The 17,858-nt window shown below is 35.2% G+C and carries 16 protein-coding genes and 1 pseudogene; 6 read left to right on the top strand and 11 right to left on the bottom strand.

Going from position 1 to position 17,858, the window contains the following annotated elements; translation table 11 throughout:
- Nucleotides 1–6 precede the first annotated feature (6 nt).
- A complete protein-coding gene (locus M2373_RS16735; protein ID WP_259112214.1) occupies nucleotides 7–951 on the bottom strand; it encodes a hypothetical protein in 945 nt (314 codons plus the stop codon).
- A gap of 194 nt (nucleotides 952–1,145) precedes the next feature.
- Here M2373_RS16735 and M2373_RS16730 point away from each other — a divergent pair, with 194 nt between their 5' ends.
- The 4 genes from M2373_RS16730 to M2373_RS16715 all read left to right on the top strand — a co-directional run bounded on the left by M2373_RS16730 (nucleotide 1,146) and on the right by M2373_RS16715 (nucleotide 3,680).
- Entirely contained in the window at nucleotides 1,146–1,481 is a 336-nt protein-coding gene (locus M2373_RS16730) for a twin-arginine translocase TatA/TatE family subunit (RefSeq protein WP_259112212.1), read from the top strand.
- Nucleotides 1,482–1,484: 3 nt separating this feature from the next.
- The gene (locus M2373_RS16725; RefSeq protein WP_259112211.1) at nucleotides 1,485–2,051 is read left to right on the top strand and encodes a phosphatase PAP2 family protein; all 567 of its coding nucleotides are present in this window, start codon (nucleotides 1,485–1,487) and stop codon (nucleotides 2,049–2,051) included.
- Nucleotides 2,048–2,863 (top strand): tetratricopeptide repeat protein, encoded by an 816-nt coding sequence (locus M2373_RS16720; RefSeq protein WP_259112209.1) that lies wholly within the window; start codon nucleotides 2,048–2,050, stop codon nucleotides 2,861–2,863. The genes M2373_RS16725 and M2373_RS16720 overlap by 4 nt, the downstream gene beginning before the upstream one ends.
- Nucleotides 2,864–3,218: 355 nt before the next feature.
- Entirely contained in the window at nucleotides 3,219–3,680 is a 462-nt protein-coding gene (locus M2373_RS16715; RefSeq protein ID WP_259112208.1) for a tRNA (cytidine(34)-2'-O)-methyltransferase, read from the top strand.
- 80 nt (nucleotides 3,681–3,760) lie between these two features.
- Here the strand turns inward: M2373_RS16715 and M2373_RS16710 are convergent, their stop codons facing one another.
- Nucleotides 3,761–4,234, bottom strand: a complete 474-nt coding sequence (locus M2373_RS16710) for a 23S rRNA (pseudouridine(1915)-N(3))-methyltransferase RlmH (RefSeq protein WP_259112206.1) — start codon at nucleotides 4,232–4,234, stop codon at nucleotides 3,761–3,763.
- A 31-nt stretch (nucleotides 4,235–4,265) separates the two neighbouring features.
- Here M2373_RS16710 and M2373_RS16705 point away from each other — a divergent pair, with 31 nt between their 5' ends.
- Nucleotides 4,266–5,282 carry a YihY/virulence factor BrkB family protein gene (locus tag M2373_RS16705; RefSeq protein ID WP_259112204.1) on the top strand — a complete coding sequence of 339 codons (1,017 nt, stop codon included), beginning with the start codon at nucleotides 4,266–4,268 and terminating at the stop codon, nucleotides 5,280–5,282.
- Nucleotides 5,266–5,640 carry a hypothetical protein gene (locus M2373_RS16700; protein ID WP_259112203.1) on the top strand — a complete coding sequence of 125 codons (375 nt, stop codon included), beginning with the start codon at nucleotides 5,266–5,268 and terminating at the stop codon, nucleotides 5,638–5,640. The genes M2373_RS16705 and M2373_RS16700 overlap by 17 nt, the downstream gene beginning before the upstream one ends.
- On the opposite strand, the gene nhaA is transcribed toward M2373_RS16700, so the two are convergent.
- The 9 genes and pseudogenes from nhaA to M2373_RS16655 form a co-directional block, all read right to left on the bottom strand.
- The gene (gene nhaA, locus M2373_RS16695) at nucleotides 5,637–6,812 is read right to left on the bottom strand and encodes a Na+/H+ antiporter NhaA (RefSeq protein ID WP_259112202.1); all 1,176 of its coding nucleotides are present in this window, start codon (nucleotides 6,810–6,812) and stop codon (nucleotides 5,637–5,639) included. The genes M2373_RS16700 and nhaA overlap by 4 nt on opposite strands.
- A gap of 79 nt (nucleotides 6,813–6,891) precedes the next feature.
- Nucleotides 6,892–9,102, bottom strand: coding sequence for a bifunctional (p)ppGpp synthetase/guanosine-3',5'-bis(diphosphate) 3'-pyrophosphohydrolase (locus tag M2373_RS16690; RefSeq protein ID WP_259112201.1), 2,211 nt, complete (start codon nucleotides 9,100–9,102; stop codon nucleotides 6,892–6,894).
- A gap of 110 nt (nucleotides 9,103–9,212) precedes the next feature.
- A complete protein-coding gene (locus M2373_RS16685) occupies nucleotides 9,213–9,581 on the bottom strand; it encodes a hypothetical protein (protein ID WP_259112199.1) in 369 nt (122 codons plus the stop codon).
- Nucleotides 9,582–9,877: 296 nt separating this feature from the next.
- Nucleotides 9,878–11,791 (bottom strand): annotated as a pseudogene (acs, locus tag M2373_RS16680) (acetate--CoA ligase); the annotation flags it as partial.
- 54 nt (nucleotides 11,792–11,845) lie between these two features.
- Nucleotides 11,846–13,732, bottom strand: a complete 1,887-nt coding sequence (locus M2373_RS16675) for an AMP-binding protein (RefSeq protein ID WP_259112196.1) — start codon at nucleotides 13,730–13,732, stop codon at nucleotides 11,846–11,848.
- Nucleotides 13,733–13,860: 128 nt separating this feature from the next.
- A complete protein-coding gene (locus M2373_RS16670; protein ID WP_259112194.1) occupies nucleotides 13,861–14,223 on the bottom strand; it encodes a response regulator transcription factor in 363 nt (120 codons plus the stop codon).
- 160 nt (nucleotides 14,224–14,383) lie between these two features.
- Nucleotides 14,384–14,797, bottom strand: coding sequence for an IS200/IS605 family transposase (gene tnpA / locus M2373_RS16665; protein WP_259112373.1), 414 nt, complete (start codon nucleotides 14,795–14,797; stop codon nucleotides 14,384–14,386).
- Between the two features lie 98 nt (nucleotides 14,798–14,895).
- Nucleotides 14,896–17,613, bottom strand: coding sequence for a sensor histidine kinase (locus tag M2373_RS16660; RefSeq protein ID WP_259112372.1), 2,718 nt, complete (start codon nucleotides 17,611–17,613; stop codon nucleotides 14,896–14,898).
- On the bottom strand, nucleotides 17,606–17,800 hold the full coding sequence (locus M2373_RS16655) for a hypothetical protein (RefSeq protein ID WP_259112193.1): 195 nt from the start codon (nucleotides 17,798–17,800) through the stop codon (nucleotides 17,606–17,608). Before M2373_RS16655 ends, M2373_RS16660 begins: the two co-directional genes overlap by 8 nt.
- Between the last annotated feature and the right edge of the window lie 58 nt (nucleotides 17,801–17,858).

Here is a 17,858-nt window from a genome sequence, read left to right as displayed (position 1 = left end):
TAGTATTTAAGGATATAATGATTTCGTTCCGTTGCTTACGATATTGCTTCCCAATCCTGAGAATGATACCGAAAAATTACTTGAGTTGAAACTTAAAGAGCCTGTTGGTGTACAAAGTCCCAAGGCATATCTGCACTGTCCGTAAGCTCCTGTTTTTTTAGTGACCTTACTTTCGCTTTTTGCTTTCCCTAAGCTGATGTTTCCCCAGTCGCTTACATCTACATTTGAAACTGAAGAACCGGTGTAGTAAATTGTTATCTGATATCCGATTTCTCCTCTTTTAGAACCCCAAAGCCAGTTGGCAGTCCACCATTGTTTGTACCATTTCGAAGATACTTTTGCCTGCACTTCCTTAGATTCCGCCACATTTCCTCTTTGATTTATCATTACCAGTCCTGCCAATACATTGTCCCAGATAATTCCGGAATCATTATAAAAACATAGCGTTGAGAATTGTTCTCCTTTATGATTCCATGAAATTTCCAAAACATTGGCTTCTGTATTAATTTCTTTTCCAATGAGATTCTTGAGTTCAGTTTGAGCGGCAGCTAATTCTTCTCCGGAATTTAAATTACCAATTGTCCCGATCTTTACGGTTTGCGGATCCATAATGTTTCCGGTAGCAACAAAAGCGTTTTTTTGGGCGATTAAATTCTGGGTAATTTCCAATGATTTCCGGGAAGAGAGTTTACCTAAAACAGAGATTCCTGTAATCTGTAAATCGCTTTTTAAGTACTTTTCAAGATTCGTTTTCGAATCGGTAATCTGAGTTTGAACGGTCTCCGGAATTACCTGATTTAGCGGTTTGATCTCTTTTTTCAAATCAGTAACGGACGCTTTTTCTTCGATGATTTCCTGTTTTGAAATCTCATGGTCTTCATTTTGGCAACTGCCAAGTGTTAAGACTGTAGCCATAGCTAACAGCTTAAAAGTAGTTAGTAATTTTTTCATGATTAATATTTAAATGTTGGTGTTTTAAAGGTAGTGAAAATTATAAAATAAATCTTTTTAATGTGAATTAATAATTTGTAATATTCCTTATTTTGCTAAATCTTGATTATCTTCCAAAATTTAGATTTCTTAAAATTTGTTTAAAATCTTATATAACTGTCTCACATATGTATAATCTTTTGTAATTTTGCTAAATGGAATTAAGTATTGGAGAGATGGCACTCATTGCCGTTGCAATCGTTGTATTATTTGGTCCGGATAAACTTCCTCAAATAGCGCGTGACTTGGGTTCAGGAGTAAGAAAAATGCGTGGTGCAGTAGAGGATATCAAAACTGAGATCATGAAAGAGACGGATAATCCTGTTTCTGAAATCAAGCGTGAGATTGAGAAAGTAAAGGATGCAGCCAAAGACTTCAATCCTATGAAAGATATTGAAAAAGATATCGTGAAAGATCCTTTAGCATCTAATGAACCTCCAAAATTAAAGCCTTCCGAAGATGATACTTATGAAGGTCCTGTAAGCAGATAATCCATGGAGGAGATTATTCAGGAAGATAAAAAGGTATTTTTATACCTTAATAATCTGGGCGATACTTCTTTCGACCAGTTTTGGATGTTGATTTCCAGTACATGGATCTGGATTCCGCTTTATATTATTTTATGTTATTTTCTATATAAAAATTATAAGCTAAGGTCATTAGCTTTTATTCTTATATTCATAGCATTGGGCGTTACGGTTTCTGACCAGCTTGCCAGTGTTTTCAAATACGGAGTTGCAAGATTAAGACCCTGCCATGATCCCACTTTAGAACATCATATGAGGATTGTAAAGTGTGGAGGACAGTTTGGTTTTTATTCTGCGCATGCTTCGAATACTTTCTTTTTAGCAGCCTATTTAAGTATTTTATTGAAAAAGAAAATTAATTGGCTTCCTTATGCTATATTTGTATGGGCTGTGGTGGTTGCTTACAGTCGTATATATTTAGGAGTGCATTTCCCGATAGATATTTTGGTGGGGGCGTTTGTTGGATCTTTGTTGGGTGTTATTTTTGGTGCACTCGCAAAAAAAGTGATCAGCAAACAAAATATAACCATATGAAAAAACATCTATTATTGGCGGCATTCGCTTTTTCATCATTACATTTTTACGCTCAGGACAAAAAAGTGGCAGAAGAATGTTTTAAAAAAGCGGATTATAAATGCGCAGAAGAGCAATACTCAAAATTGGCTCAAAGTGAAAAAATTCAACAGATTCAGTCCGAATATTATAATTATCTAGGGACGGCTCAGAGAAGACTGGGTAAGACCAGTTCAGCATTTAAATCTTATGAGTCTGCCTTAAAAGCTAATCCTATGTCAGCAGCGGTTTATGCCAACCTGGGCTCTATTCATGGGCAAAAGGGTAATAAGCAGGCGGCTCTGGATTATCTTAGCAAAGGTCTTCAGATAGAGCCTGAAAATGCAGATATATATCTTACACGGTCAAAAGTGTACGAGAATTTGGGTAAAAAAGATCTTGCTGCTAAAGATCTAAATCAGATTTTGACTTTTGCACCGGATAATATCTATGCAAGAACCGGTTTAGCAAATCTTAAGAAGAATAGCGGTGATCTTGAAGGTGCTTTAAAAGATTATAACACACTAATTTCCGAAAAACCTGAGTCTCTTTTGTATAGCGGAAGAGGCGATGTTTATTTTAAGTTAAAGAAAAATAAGGAAGCTCTTGCAGACGTGAATAAAGCGATTTCAATTGATCCTAAATTTTCTCAGGCTTACGTAAATAAAGCATTAATTTTATTTGAAACTGCAAAACCCAAAGAAGCGTGCGCAAGCTTGGATAAAGCAGTAAGTTTAGGTTATGAAAAGCCTTTGCTTTTGTCGTATTATGAAAAGTGCGAGATAAAGAAATAATTTAGAAATAAGCTGGTTTCATCTCGGGCGGCGAAGCCGCCCGAGATGAAACTTCAAATAAAACCGAAAAAATCTCCCTATGGAAATTCTAATTTTATTTTGACGCCTGTTTAAATCTAATTCAGTAAAATGTATAAAATTTCGACAAACTCAATTTAATACTGCTAAATCATACATTGATCGAGCCGGTTGAAACTAATACTTATAATTGTTGAAAATCAATATGATAAAAGTATTTTACTGAAGTTCAAAAAGGTCATATACGAAGAAACTTTACTTTAGCTTAAGAATAACGTCTGGGAAATATACAAAACTCTATTGTTTTAACTATTTTTGGACCTCTTAAAATAGATACATGTTAAACATTGTTTTAGTAGAACCGGAAATTCCAAATAATACAGGGAATATCGGAAGATTATGCGTGGGGACGGAAAGCAGATTGCATTTAATTCATCCTTTTGGATTTGTCATTAATGACAAAAACTTAAAGCGCTCCGGTTTGGATTACTGGGTACATCTTGATGTTACAGAATATTCGGATATTGAAGAATGGATTCAGAATATTCCGGATCTTTCGCGTGTTTTTCTGATGAGTTCGCATGCTGACAAATCTTATCTGGAAAATGATTTTCAGGATGGAGACTGGCTGGTTTTCGGAAAGGAGAGCATTGGTTTAAGCAAAGAGGTTTTGGCTCGTTTTGAAAATCATTTAACTATTCCAATGTCAAAATTAATCAGAAGCTTTAATATTGCAAATTCCGTTGCTTTTGTAGTGGGTGAGGCAAAAAGGCAGATAGGTTTAAAAGCTAAAATATAAATATTTAATTGGGAATTCATCGTGAATTCGGATATGTTTTTCTGCATTTCATTGCAAGAAATATTTGGAATGAAGTAGTTTTAGTCGTTATGGTAGGGTTTTCCCTGTAAAATCTGATCAGCGCGATACAACTGTTCAACGATAAATAACCGGATCATCTGGTGGGTAAATGTCATTTTGGATAATGACATTTTTTCGTTGGTTCTGCTGTAAATTTCCTCCGAAAATCCGTAAGCACCTCCAATCAGCAAATGAATTTTTTTCACTGAAGAATTCATCCAGTTGTCTATTTTCTGTGCAAATTCGCGACTTGTAAACTGTTTACCCTTTTCATCTAAAATAACGACGAGGTCATTTTTATCAATATGGTTCATAAACAGTTTTGACTCTTCTTTTTTTAAAAGATCTGAAGACAGGTTTTTTGCATTTTTTACATCCGGGATTTCAATGATTTCAAAATTCCAGTGTTTTGGAAGTCGTTTTAGATAATAGCTGATGAGCGAGGTGATTTCCTTATCGTCTGTTTTACCGATACAAAGTAAATTAATCTGCATTTCTTATATTTGCTAAGCGCAAATATACTTTATGGCCATAAAAGTTCCTAGATTTATCTTGAAAATTCAAGAATTCTTTGATGACATACATATTCCTGTTTTGGGAATATCGCTTTGGCAGATGTTTCAGATCTATATTTCAGGGATTTTTAAAAATAAAATAGGACGTAAGGCAGCAGCAATTTCATGGAGCTTTACCATAAGTTTATTTCCTTTTATTCTTTTCCTTCTGTCAGTGCTACCTTATATGCCACATTACGACAGACTTCAGTTTTATATTTTTGATGTGCTGATGCAGAATGTATTTCCGTCCAGCATGCAGCACGATGTGAGAGGGTATATCGAATCGAATATCGTCCCCAATATGAAAGGAATCAGCAATTTTTCAATTGTCCTGGCTTTGATATTTGCAACTAACGGAACTTTCTCCTTGATTAATGGGTTTAATGAAAATACCGATGAGAAACTTAGTGATGTAAAAGAATTTATCCTTTCATTTTTTATTACGATAGGATTTATTACCATTATATTTTTAGCACTTTTTGGAGTTTATTATTCAGAGTTTGTATTGAAACTATTTACCCCTACTTATGAAATTTCATGGCTGGTAGATAATCTTTCAAAAATTATTGGATTTATTTCCTTTCCTCTGTTTTATTTTATACTTCTGGCTTTATTTTACTGGTTGGGTACTGTTAAGATTACAAGATTCAGACATGCTGTTCCGGGAGCTGTTTTAACGACCGTTTTATTTGTGGTTACTACCTATCTTTTTGCTATTTATGTGAAAGATATTGCAAGGTATAATGTTCTTTACGGTTCCATTGGAAGCATGATTTTATTGATGGTATGGGTGAATGTGAATGTTTATCTTCTTCTTTTCGGAAACGAACTGAATATGGCGATCAGAAAATTGAGAATTGAAAAATTACTGTCAGACGAGCTTAAAAAAGAAGCTTCAGGTTACCACGCAGCTGCTTCAGAACCGAATTTAGAAAGTGATGAAGAGCATAGAAGAAAATTTTATAACGATGCGAAAGAAGATTAAAATTTTTACTTTAATAATATCTTTGATTTCTTTCACTTCCTGTGAAGAAATTTATAGAAATAGAGAAGAGGATAATTATGTAACGCCATATAAAGGAAAATGGGTTGGAACTTATACAGGAGACCAAAGCGGAACTCTTGTATTAAATGTTGGAGAAAAAGGAGGCGTTGAAGGAACAAGAACTTCAATGGAATTTAAGGAAACCTTTTATACAGCAATGCAGGGTGGCGGAAGCGGTGCACTTTCTACGATGAGCCCGTCACCCTCCGGATTTATTTTATATGGAAGTTTAGAAGCCAAATCCGGAACATGGAAAATGGGTTCTTTAAAGGGAAGCTGGGCTGTTGTTAAAAATTAATCACCTGATTCGATATTTTTTTTAGAGCTCATATTCAGTATAATATATCCGAAACTAGCCGCTAAAAATGAAGCGATAAGAATAGCAAATTTGGCTTCATCCTGGATTTCAATTTCTCCCTTAAAGGACAATAATGCAATGAAAATAGACATGGTAAAACCGATTCCTGCTAAAAGACCGACTCCTAACATCTGAAACCATGAACTGTTTTGCGGAAGTGTGCTGATCTTTAATTTAATGGCTAAAAAGGAAAATAAATTTATTCCGATTAATTTTCCTAAAATCAAACCACCAATAATTCCCAGACCTAATGTGCTTGTTAAACCTTCTATCATTGAACTGTTGAAGGTGATGTTTGTGTTCGTCAAAGCAAAAATAGGCATGATAAAAAAGCTTACAGGAACATGAAGCTTATGTTCTAATTTTTCTAAAGGTGAGATTTCTACATGAGAGGGATTTGTAGGAATTGAAAAAGCTAATAAAACACCTGCAATAGTAGCGTGAATTCCTGAATGATGCAGAAAATACCATAAAAATAATCCAGGAATAATATAGAAAATTATTTTCGTGACTTTCAGGAAGTTTAAAATAAATAATAATGCAGTAACTCCAAATGAAAGCAATAAGTACATCCAATGAATTTGGTCAGTATAAAATATGGCAATCACTAGAATGGCTCCCAGATCATCTACAATGGCTAATGCGGCAAGAAATATTTTAATAGAGTTCGGGATTTTTTTTCCAAGCATTGAGATTATCGCCAAAGAAAAAGCAATATCTGTAGCCATGGGAATTCCCCATCCGTTGCTATATTCAGTTCCATGGTTAAAGACGGTGAAAATAACAGCAGGAACAAGCATTCCGCCGATGGCCGCAAAAATAGGTAAAGAAGCATTTTTAAATGAAGAAAGTTCACCTTCTACCATCTCTCTCTTGATCTCAAGACCTACTAGAAGAAAGAAAACAGCCATTAATCCGTCATTGATCCAGATACTTACAGGGTAGGTAAGATGAAAAAGATCAATGCCGGTTTCCTGGTTCAGAAATTGTTGAAATCCTTCAGCCATCGAGGAATTTGCGATTAATAACGATATTAAAACACAAAAAATAAGTATAATTCCGGAAGACTGACTGTTATTGAAAAATTTTTTAAAATATACAGATAAATTCATATTAAAGAATTTAATGATATGTTTTGAGCTAAACGTTTTGATTATATATGCAATCAGACGTCTAAATTCTAATATCTATTTATGATTGTAATCGTCTCACTCTTGAAACCCCATTAATATCTTTAAGTTTTTTAAATGTTTGTTCTAATTGGTTTTTATTTTTAACCTCAAGATTGATATTTCCTGTAAAAACTCCATTGTTGGATTCAATAGACATACTCTTCATATCCATTCCCATAGCACCACTGATCACTGTTGTAATATCATTGATCATACCCATCCGGTCAAGACCTTCTATTTCAATCTTCACTCTGTTTTTGAAGCTCTCTGCATTAACCCATTTGGCAGGAATAACTCTGTAGTCGTACTGCGCACGCAAATTAATTGCATTTGGGCAATTATCACTATGCACTTTTATCCCCTCAGAAATGGTAATAAATCCAAAAATCTTATCCCCCGGAATTACTGTACAGCATTTTGCATAACTGTAGTTCAGTTTTTCTTCATCTTTCCCGAAGATGATCATGTCAAGGTTTTGCTCTTTCGGCTCTTCGTAATGTGTGTTCTTATTAGGCGATTTTCTGAATCTTGAAAGTAAATTATTAAACACATTTTTACTTTCAATGTATTTTCTTAAACTGCTGGCATCAAGTTCATTCGTCTGAAATTTAAGAAATAATTCCTGTGAAGATTTTAAGTTGAAGAATTTTTGTAGTTTATTGATCTCTTCATCATTAAAATTAATTTTAGCATGACGAAGTTTTCTTTGTAAAATTTCTTTTCCTTCTTCAACAATTTGATTTTTTTGTGAGTTTAAGAAACTTTTGATCTTTGATTTTGCTTTGGAAGTCACCACAAACTCCAGCCAGTCAGACTTAGGTTTTTGGTTTTGTGAAGATAAAATATCTACCTGATCTCCATTTTGAAGAACATACGAGATGGGAACTAACTTTCCGTTGATTTTTGCACCTAAACATTTCATTCCCAGATCAGAGTGAACCGAAAATGCAAAATCCAGTGCAGTCGCATTGGTAGGCAAAATTTTAATTTCACCTTTCGGAGTGAATACAAAAACTTCTTTTGAATATAAATTAAGTTTGATATTATCCAACAATTCTGAAGTGGAGAGATTCTGCTGCTGCTCCAGAACTTCACGAATTTCTGTTACCCATTTTTCAAAATTCCTGTCATCAGTACTTTGCTTATAACCTTCTTTGTATTTGTAATGGGCGGCTACACCTTTCTCCGCAATTTCATCCATTCTTTCGGAGCGGATCTGAACCTCGATCCATTTTTTATCAGGACCAAGAACGGTTAAATGCAGACTTTCGTAGCCTGTAGAACGCGGTTGAGTGATCCAGTCACGCATTCGCGAAGGATTTGTATGATAAACGTCGGTAACAATTGAGTAGATTTTCCAGGCCAGAAATTTTTCATTTTTAGCATCAGATTTATAGATAATTCTGATCGCGTAGTTATCGAAAACCTCTTCAAAAGTAACTCCCTGTTTCAGCATTTTCCTGTAAATCGAAGAAATAGCTTTCGCACGGCCTTTAATGGTGAATTTTAATCCTTCATCTTTTAACTGTTCCGAAACCTCATTTTTAAATTCTTCGATATACCTCTCTCTGTTTTCTTTTGCTAATTCTAATTTTTCTGTGATTTCATTATAAACCTCAGGGTTATTATACTTTAAAGAAAGATCTTCCAGTTCAGATTTAATATTATATAAACCCAAACGGTGAGCCATCGGTGCATAAATGTAAACCGTTTCAGAAGCAATTTTCTTCTGCTTATCGGGTGCCATACTTTGTAAAGTACGCATGTTGTGAAGGCGGTCTGCAATCTTTATCAAGATAACTCTGAAGTCTTCAGAAAGGGTAAGCAGGAGTTTTCTGTAGTTTTCAGACTGTACAGAAATATTCTGATGATTCATGATGGATATTTTTGTTAATCCATTCACGATGCTGGCGATTTTTTCCCCGAAAATCTTTTTAAGATCTTCATAGCTGTAATCAGAATCTTCAATAACATCATGTAAAAGTGCACAGGCTATTGAAGTTGCTCCCAACCCAATTTCTGTCGCTACAATTTTTGCAACAGCAATAGGGTGGTAGATGTAAGGTTCTCCCGTTTTTCTTCTCTGATCTTTGTGTGCATCCAGCGCAATATCAAAAGCCTTTCGGATAAGTTTATTATTTTCCTCATCCAAAGTTCTGTAGGTGTTAGATATCAGATCTTTATATCTGGCTAAAATCTCCTTGTTCTCTTGTTCTAAATCGTAACTCATTTGTGCAAATACCTATATTTAAACGAAAATACGAAAATTTTTACACTTTTCAAATAGTAAAAAACCCGCAAAACGATCTGCGGGTTTTCGGTTATCAGCTTTATATTTTGTTAAAATTTCACTTCTGCGGAATCGATGCCACTATTGGAGGACTTAATTTTTACACCCGGGCTGTTATGAATATCAGCTCTGTTTCTCGCGTGAATCAGGTCTTTTAGCTTTTGATAATGAGTTTGTTCGAGGCTCATATTTTCGAATAGAAAAGTTTTTAAAGCGATATTTTGGTTGAAAATCCTGCGAACATTTTCAGCCTGTTCGTGATCTTTAACTGCTACACTCGCCAGATATTGGGAGTTATGGTTGCTATCATTGAGATAAACAATATAATCTGAACTTTTGAAACCTGAATTTTCCAAGTCCGTTTCAAGTTGTTTGTAATCGCTGTGATGTTCAAATAACCCAGCTAATATATTTGACATAAGCAATAGTTTTAAGTTTGTACTCTAAAGATAATAATTAAATCTAATATAAATTGAATAAATTTTAATAAAATTTTAATTATGTTATTTTATCTATAAAATATTGTTAAAATTTATGATAATGCCTATTGAACATGTGTTTAAATGATTCTTTAATTGAAATATTAAATTCTTCTGCAGATTTAAAACGAAACAGCATATTTTAATTGTAATTACGCGTTTGTAGAGGAATCTTAAAAATAAAAAAAACGGACGTATCAGTCCGTTTCTGTTAATATATGATATGATATGAATATTTATATTCTTTCATTTTTAATTTCCTCCACGATTTCCGGATTCAGTAAAGTAGAAATATCCCCGAAATTACTGAAATCGCCTTCCGCAATTTTTCTCAGAATTCTACGCATAATTTTCCCTGAACGTGTTTTCGGAAGCCCGGATACAAACTGAATTTTATCCAGTTTTGCAATCGGTCCAATCTGATCTGAAATCAACTGATTGATCTCTTTTACCAGATTTTCCTGCTTTCTGTCGGCTCCGGAATCTTTTAAAATTACAAAGCCATATAAAGCATTTCCTTTAATGTCATGAGGATAACCAACAATCGCTGATTCAGCTACAGCAGGGTGTTCGTTGATGCTGTCTTCAATCGGGGCTGTTCCTAGATTATGTCCTGAAACGATAACGACATCGTCCACACGGCCCGTAATTCTGTAATAACCAACCTCATCTCTCAAAGCTCCATCACCTGTAAAATATTTGCCCGGGAAAGCTGAAAAATACGTTTCTTTATATCGTTGGTGATCACCCCAGATTGTTCTTGCGATTCCCGGCCAAGGAAAGCGGATGCAAAGATTTCCCGTCACCTGATTTCCTGAAATTTCATTACGTTTATCATCCATTAAAACGGGTTGAATTCCAGGCAATGGGAGAGTGGCATAGGTTGGTTTCGTCGGGGTTACAAAAGGAAGTGGCGAAATCATAATTCCTCCTGTTTCAGTCTGCCACCAAGTATCAACAATTGGACATTTTTTCTTTCCGACATGATCGTTGAACCAATGCCAGGCTTCATCATTAATAGGTTCACCAACAGAACCGATCACTTTTAATGAGCTTAAATCATGTTTATCCACCCATTCTGTGCTTTCTTTAGCTAAAGAACGAATTGCAGTCGGAGCTGTGTAGAATTGAGTTACTTTATGCTTTTCAATAACTTCCCAGAATCTGTCCGGTTCAGGATATGTAGGAACCCCTTCGAAAATTACGGTTGTTGCACCGTTTAATAATGGTCCGTAAAGAATATACGAATGTCCTGTAATCCAGCCGATATCGGCAGTACACCAATAAATATCATTTTCTTTATAATTGAATACGTTTTTGAACGTATAAGCCGTGTAAACCATGTAACCTGCGGATGTGTGAAGCATTCCTTTCGGTTTTCCAGTAGAACCGGAAGTGTATAAAATAAACAATGGATCTTCTGCATCCATAATGATAGTCACAAAATCAGCAGATGCTTTTTCATATAAATCAGCCATCCAATGATCTCTGCCGTCCTTCATTTTGATTTCGTTATGCGTTCTTTTTACCACCAAAACATTGTCAACGGTTGGTGTTTTTTCCAACGCTTCATCAACGATGCTTTTTAAGTCTAAAACCTTACTTCCTCTGTAGCTTCCATCGGATGTGATGACCATTTTAGCTTCACAGTCATTCACTCTTGAAGCAACAGCAGAAGCGGAAAATCCGGCGAAAATAACGGAGTGAACCGCACCTAATTTCGCACAAGCCAACATCGTAATCGCCAGTTCAGGAATCATCGGAAGGTAGATACAGACTCTGTCGCCTTTTTCGATGCCCATACCTTTTAAAACATTGGCTGTTTTATTGACTCTTGTGTATAATTCGTTGTAAGAAATATGCTGTGCTTCTTCTTTTGGATCGTTCGGTTCCCAAATGATTGCTGTCTTTTCTCCTCTTACGGCCAAATGCCTGTCCAGACAGTTTTTTGTAATATTTAATTTAGCATTTTTAAACCAAGTGATTTTGGCTTCATTCATATCATATTTTACGACCTTGCTCCATCTCTGATACCATACGAAATTTTGATCCGCTATCTTGTCCCAGAATTTTTTAGGATTTTTGATAGACTTTTTATACTCTTCAAAATAGTGTGGCAAATCTTCTATTAGGTAATTTCTCATATCCCTTTCGTTTTTGAAATTTGAATTTTATTTATTTTAAATTTATACTTAATTTCTTGTTTAAGCCCTATATACCTCGATTTTTTGCTGAATTTCTTCTATAATTTTTTCATCATCAATCGTCGACGGAATCTGAAATTCTTTCCTGTCTAATAGTGTTCTTATCAGTTTTCTTAAAATTTTTCCTGAACGTGTTTTGGGCAAACGCTTGACAGTCATTACATTTTTAAGACAGGCTACAGCTCCTATTTTTTCACGAACTGATTTTACAATATCTTTTTCAACCTCTTTTTCTGAAATTGTTGATCCGTTCTTTAAAACAACCGATGCAAAAGGAATTTGTCCTTTCAGTTCATCATCAATTCCGACCACCGCACATTCTGCAACATCAGGATGTGATGAAACAATTTCTTCCATTTCCGAAGTCGAAAGCCGGTGTCCTGCAACATTGATAACGTCGTCAACTCGTCCTGTAATAAAAATATAACCGTCTTCATCTTTTATCGCGCCGTCTCCGGAGAAATAATAGCCTTTGTATTGTGATAAATAACTGTCCTGAAATCGGTCATTATCATTCCAGATTCCAAGCAAAGCTCCAGGTGGAAGTGGAAGTTTGATAATTAAATACCCTTCCTGGTGGGCATCCAATTCGTATCCGTTTTCATCAAAAATTTTAATATCATAGCCCGGAATTGGTTTTCCGGCGGAAGCTCTTTTAATTTTATAATTTTCATCAAAAGTCATTAAACCCAACATCGGCCAACCGGATTCTGTCTGCCACCAATGGTCGATCGCAGGAACTCCGATGTGCTCTGCAAACCAATCTAACGTAGCAACATCACATCTTTCACCCGCCAAAAATTGTTTTTTGAAATGGCTTAAATCGTATTTTTTAACCAATTCTCCATTCGGATCTTCTTTTTTTATCGCTCGAATTGCTGTTGGAGCCGTAAACATCACCGAAACTTTATATTCTGAAATGATTCTCCAAAATGTTCCCGCATCCGGCGTCATAATAGGTTTTCCTTCGAAGATAATAGTGGTATTTCTGTTAATTAATGGTCCGTAAACTGAAAAACTGTGGCCGACAGCCCAACCAAAATCGGATGCCGCCCAATACGTTTCTCCTTGTTCAACGCCGTAAATGTATTTCATGGAAAATTTCAAAGCTGTAGCGTAACCTCCTGTGTCACGCGTGATTCCTTTAGGTTTTCCTGTTGTTCCTGAGGTGTATAATAAATAAAGCGGATGGGTAGATTCAACAGAAACGCAATCTGCAGGTGCTGATTGTTGAACTAATTCTTCATAATCAATCAGTCCCTCAAACATTTCGTGTTGATTATCTACTAATTTTCTGTTGTAAACAATAATATTTTCAACTTTATCCTGTGCTAATTCGATTGCTTTTTCAACCAAAGGTAAGTATGGAATTCTCTTGGCTATTTCTACTCCGGCTGTTGCTGTAATTAATGCTTTTGGCTTGCAATCGTCAATTCTTACTACCAATTCATTCGGTGCAAAACCACCAAAAACCACATTGTGAATGACGCCAATTCTCGCACAGGCTAACATGGCGAAAAGCGTCTGTGGAATCATCGGCATGTAAATAACAGCCGTATCTCCTTTTTTCAGTCCCAAAGAAGCCAAACCTCCCGCCAGTTTTGAAATTTCTTCCTTCGCCTGACTGAAAGTATAGGTTTTCTTTTGATTGGTAACAGGGGAATCATAAACGATCGCGATCTGCTCTCCAAAACCGTCTTCAATATGTTTATCAATACATAAATAACACATATTCAGCTTTCCATCAGAAAACCATTGAGAATATTCATTTTTGTCTTTTGAAAGAATTTGGGTAGGGAATTCAAACCAGTCGATTTCCTGAGCCTGTTTCTTCCAGAAATTCTCTTTATTTTCTATGCTTTGTTTAAATAAATCGTCTGTATTCATATTAATTTTTGTGTTTGGGGTCATTGTGAGGAGCGTAGCGACGAAGCAATCTCTTCATGTTTTATTTGAGTTTGCTTCACTTCGTTCGCAATGACTGGTGTGGAAGTCTTTTCTCTATCTTCTTTGGTCTATTCAAACATTTCCTCAATCTGCTGCATCAATTTCTTAATAGAATAAGGTTTTGTAACATACGCATCGGCTCCCATTTCCAACCCCTTTTCAATATCTCTCGGGTTGTTTTTTGCACTCAGAAAAATGACTTTTGTATCTTTTAATTTTTCGTCTTGTTTAATGATATCCAATGTACTGTAACCATCCAGATTCGGCATCATAATATCCAGTAAAATAACGTCCGGAATCATGGTTTTTAAAAACTCCAAAACCTCGGTTCCGTCTCTGGCAATGTATACATCGTAGCCGTTTTTCTTAAAACTGTATTCCAGTGACATTAATATTTTGTGCTCATCATCCGCAATAATTATCTTTTTCATAAGGTGCTTTTTGTATGTTTAGCTGTGTTCAACTTCATTGTTTTTTCTTTTTTAATAGAGAACCCGAAGGGTTCAATTTTAATAGCCGTAGGTAAAACCTATGGAATATGGAATACGTATTATAATTCGCAATAAACCAACCCGAAAGGGTTGAATATTATTAATTTAATGTTTGTTCTGGTTCGATTCCATGTTCTGCTAAAAGCTTTTTAAATTCATCCTCAAAATTTTCCGTTTTATGATGCTCTTTTTGATTTTTTATATAATTTATAATTCTTTCCTTATCTCTCATTGAACTGGTAAATGCTCCGTAGCCTTCCTGCCATCCGACAAATTCAGGAAACATTGCCGATTCTTTCATCCATAAGTTGGTTGCAACTTTTATATCTTTTACCAAATTACTGAGATTGATGTTGGGATGCAGATCACAAAAAATATGAATGTGGTCTGGCATTCCATTAATTCTATATAATTTACATTTTTTATTCTTTAAAATACCCCAAATATATTTGTATAGCTCTGATTCATTATTTTCATTAATTGTTGGTTCCCGATGTTTTGTTCCGAAAACGATATGATAAAATATTTATCGATATGTTCCCATTTTTCATTTGTGTTTTTATTATTGAACCGTGTCGGGTTCTGGTTTGTGTTTTATTTCTTCCATAGGTTTCACCTACGGCTATTGTTGTTGAACCCTTCGGGTTCTCTGTCCTCAATTCCATTTCCTCTGGGTAAAGTAATCGTAAAAGTTACGCCCAGTCCGCTGTTTTCTGCTTTTATCGTTCCGCCCTGAGCCTGAACGATTTTTTTAGAAATGGCTAATCCCAGTCCGCTTCCGGTTGGTTTTAAAATGTTTTGATTTTTCGATTGGTAAAATTTATCAAAAATCATTTCCAGATCTTCTTCGGGAATATGTTTTCCGGTGTTGAAAATTTTAATGACTAAGTTATTTTCTTTTTCAGATAGTTTAGCCTGAATTGTTCCCTGTTCATCCGTAAATTTTAAAGCATTTCCTAAAATATTCTGAAATAACTGAATCATCCTTGCTTCGTCATATTCAAACAAAAAGTTATTGAGAAGATTGACTTCACTCAAATGAATATTTTTCTGCTGAATCAGATGTAAAAGCGGATTTAATGCTTTTTTATACGTTTCAATAATATTATTTTCCTGAATATGTAAAACAATTTCGCCATGTTGAAGTTTATCCAGATACAGAATATCATTAATAATTTCACTCAACCTGTCAGATTCTGTGATGATATTATTTAAAAATTCTCTTTTGATGTCTAAGGGAATATCGTCATCGTCTGCTAAAATTTCTCCGGCTGAACGAATCGCGGTAATCGGAGTTCTTAATTCGTGGGCAACGGAATCCAGAAAATCGTCTTTTTGATGGTCTTTGATGATTAAACTTTCATTGGCTTTCCGTAAATCATCGGATAGTTTTTGAAGTTCTTCGGACTGTTCGGTCAGTTTTTTATTAAGTGTAATATTTTCTTTAGATTCTTCTAAAATGTTTAAAACTTCCTTTAACGAAATTTTATCTTCTTTGGTTACTCCTTCAATTAAAATTTTTGCTGAAGCGGTCCCTATTCTTCCTGCCAAAAGGTTTTCCGAGAATTTGATAAATCTTGAATCTGCGGTTTCAGTCTGGGAATCAATATTATATTTTAAATTGAAAATTCTGAGCGCCTGTTCTGTCTTGTTTTTACCTAAAAATCGTTCCAGAATATTTTTAATATCTGAAACATAAGCCGTTCCGCGCCAGATGAAAGCATTTTCGTGGTTTTGAATGTATTTATCGATATCAACATATAATTCGGCGAAATTTCTTTCCCGATAATTTCCTTTTACGCTTACGGAAATGATGCTGAAAAGTGCTGTATTAACTAAAATCGACCAAAAGAAAATCTGTGGAATTCTTCCCAAAAACGAAATTTTAAAAAAGTCAAAAGCATTATACATTTCTCTCAAAACGCCTTTGAGTTCCTGATTGTAAGAGAAATAATATTGAGGAATAATCAACCCGAAATAGCAAATTGCCAATCCTGCCAATAGCCCGATTACGGCACCTTTATAAGTTCCTCTTCGCCAGAAAATAGCGCCAAAAAAAGCAGGTGCAAGTTGCCCGATCACCACAAATGAAATCAAACCTACTGAATCCAGCGAAGTTTTTAAAATAAAATATTTGTAAAAGGCAAACGCCATGATAATCAGTGCGAAAATGCTGAATTTTCGGATATTGGTAATATTTCTCGTATTCTGGACTTCATTTTCTGATTTGAATTTTCCTAATAAACCATACGGAATAATCAAATTGTTTGAAAGCATGATGGACAAAGTAATTGCAGATATAATAATCATTGAAATACAAGAGCTTAACCCTCCTAGAAAAACAAAAACCGTAATCCAGGTATTGCCAAAATGTTGCGGAATTAAAATAGAGTAGAACTCAGGATTAACGTTTTGCCCATCAAAAATTAGCCTTCCACCCCAAGCGATTGGAAAGATAAAAATGGTGAAAATCAATAAATAAAGAGGAAAAAACCAAATCGCTGTTTTGATATGTTTTTCCTGTCTGTTCTCCACAATCGCGGTGTGAAACTGTCTCGGGAGAATGCAAATCGCTGTTCCTGAAATCAGACAAAGCACCATCCAGTTCATCGCACCCTCAATTCCGTTGAACGTATTTTTTGCTTTAAAATCTTCAAATTTACTCGCCTTTTCATAGATGTCCGAAAATCCGTCAAAGACAAAATAAATCACGAAAAATCCTAAAATAATAATGAAAAAAAGTTTCAGAAAACTCTCCAAAGCAATCGCTGAAATAATTCCCAACCGTTTTTCGGAAGCGTCAACGTATTTTGTTCCGTAATAGGAAGAAAATAAAGCAATTAAGACAACAACAAAAGTTGCGTTATCTGTTAAAATATCATTCGACATTGGAGTTTCTGTCACTAAATGAAAAGTTTCGGAAATAGCTTTAATCTGCAAACCAATATAGGGAACAATAGCCAAAAGGCAGACGATCGTAATAATTGCACTGAAGCTTCTGCTGTTGCCGTATCTCAACGAAATGAAATCTGCCAAACTGCTGATTTTATTCACTCTTGAAATCCGTACAATTCGGGTATTAATGTAAATCCATGCCGGAATTACCATGATGGGACCAATGTAAATCGGGAGATAGTTGAGGCCGCTTGTCGCTGCAACTCCAATGCTTCCGTAGTATGTCCAGGCTGTGCAGTACACCGCCAAAGAAAGCGCGTAGATGTAAGGATTGTTAATCCAAAGCTTACTTTTTTTCTTCTCCGCCAAATGAGCGACTAAGAATAAAAGTGCCAGATAAAACAAAACCACGGTAAATAACGCGAAACTACTCATCATATTTTTTTACGATTACAAAAGAAATAATGATGGAAACCATCCAGACAGCGAAAATGTAGATCAGGATCATCGGATAGCCGAAAACTTTCTGCTCACTGTTGAATAACAATGAAATAGGAATGCTGAATGCTATCAGAAGTCCGATGCTTAGAATGATCAGCTTTTGTTCGTGTCTCTTTTTCATAATTAAAAAGATAATTGACGGACAGAAATTATCCGCCAATTACCACTAACTTATTTTT

Origin of the sequence: Chryseobacterium sp. JUb7 (assembly GCF_024806495.1) — a bacterium.
Classification (GTDB): Bacteria; Bacteroidota; Bacteroidia; order Flavobacteriales; family Weeksellaceae; genus Chryseobacterium.
The sequence above is the reverse complement of the archived record's forward strand: the minus strand, read 5'-3'. Positions and strand labels throughout refer to the sequence as shown.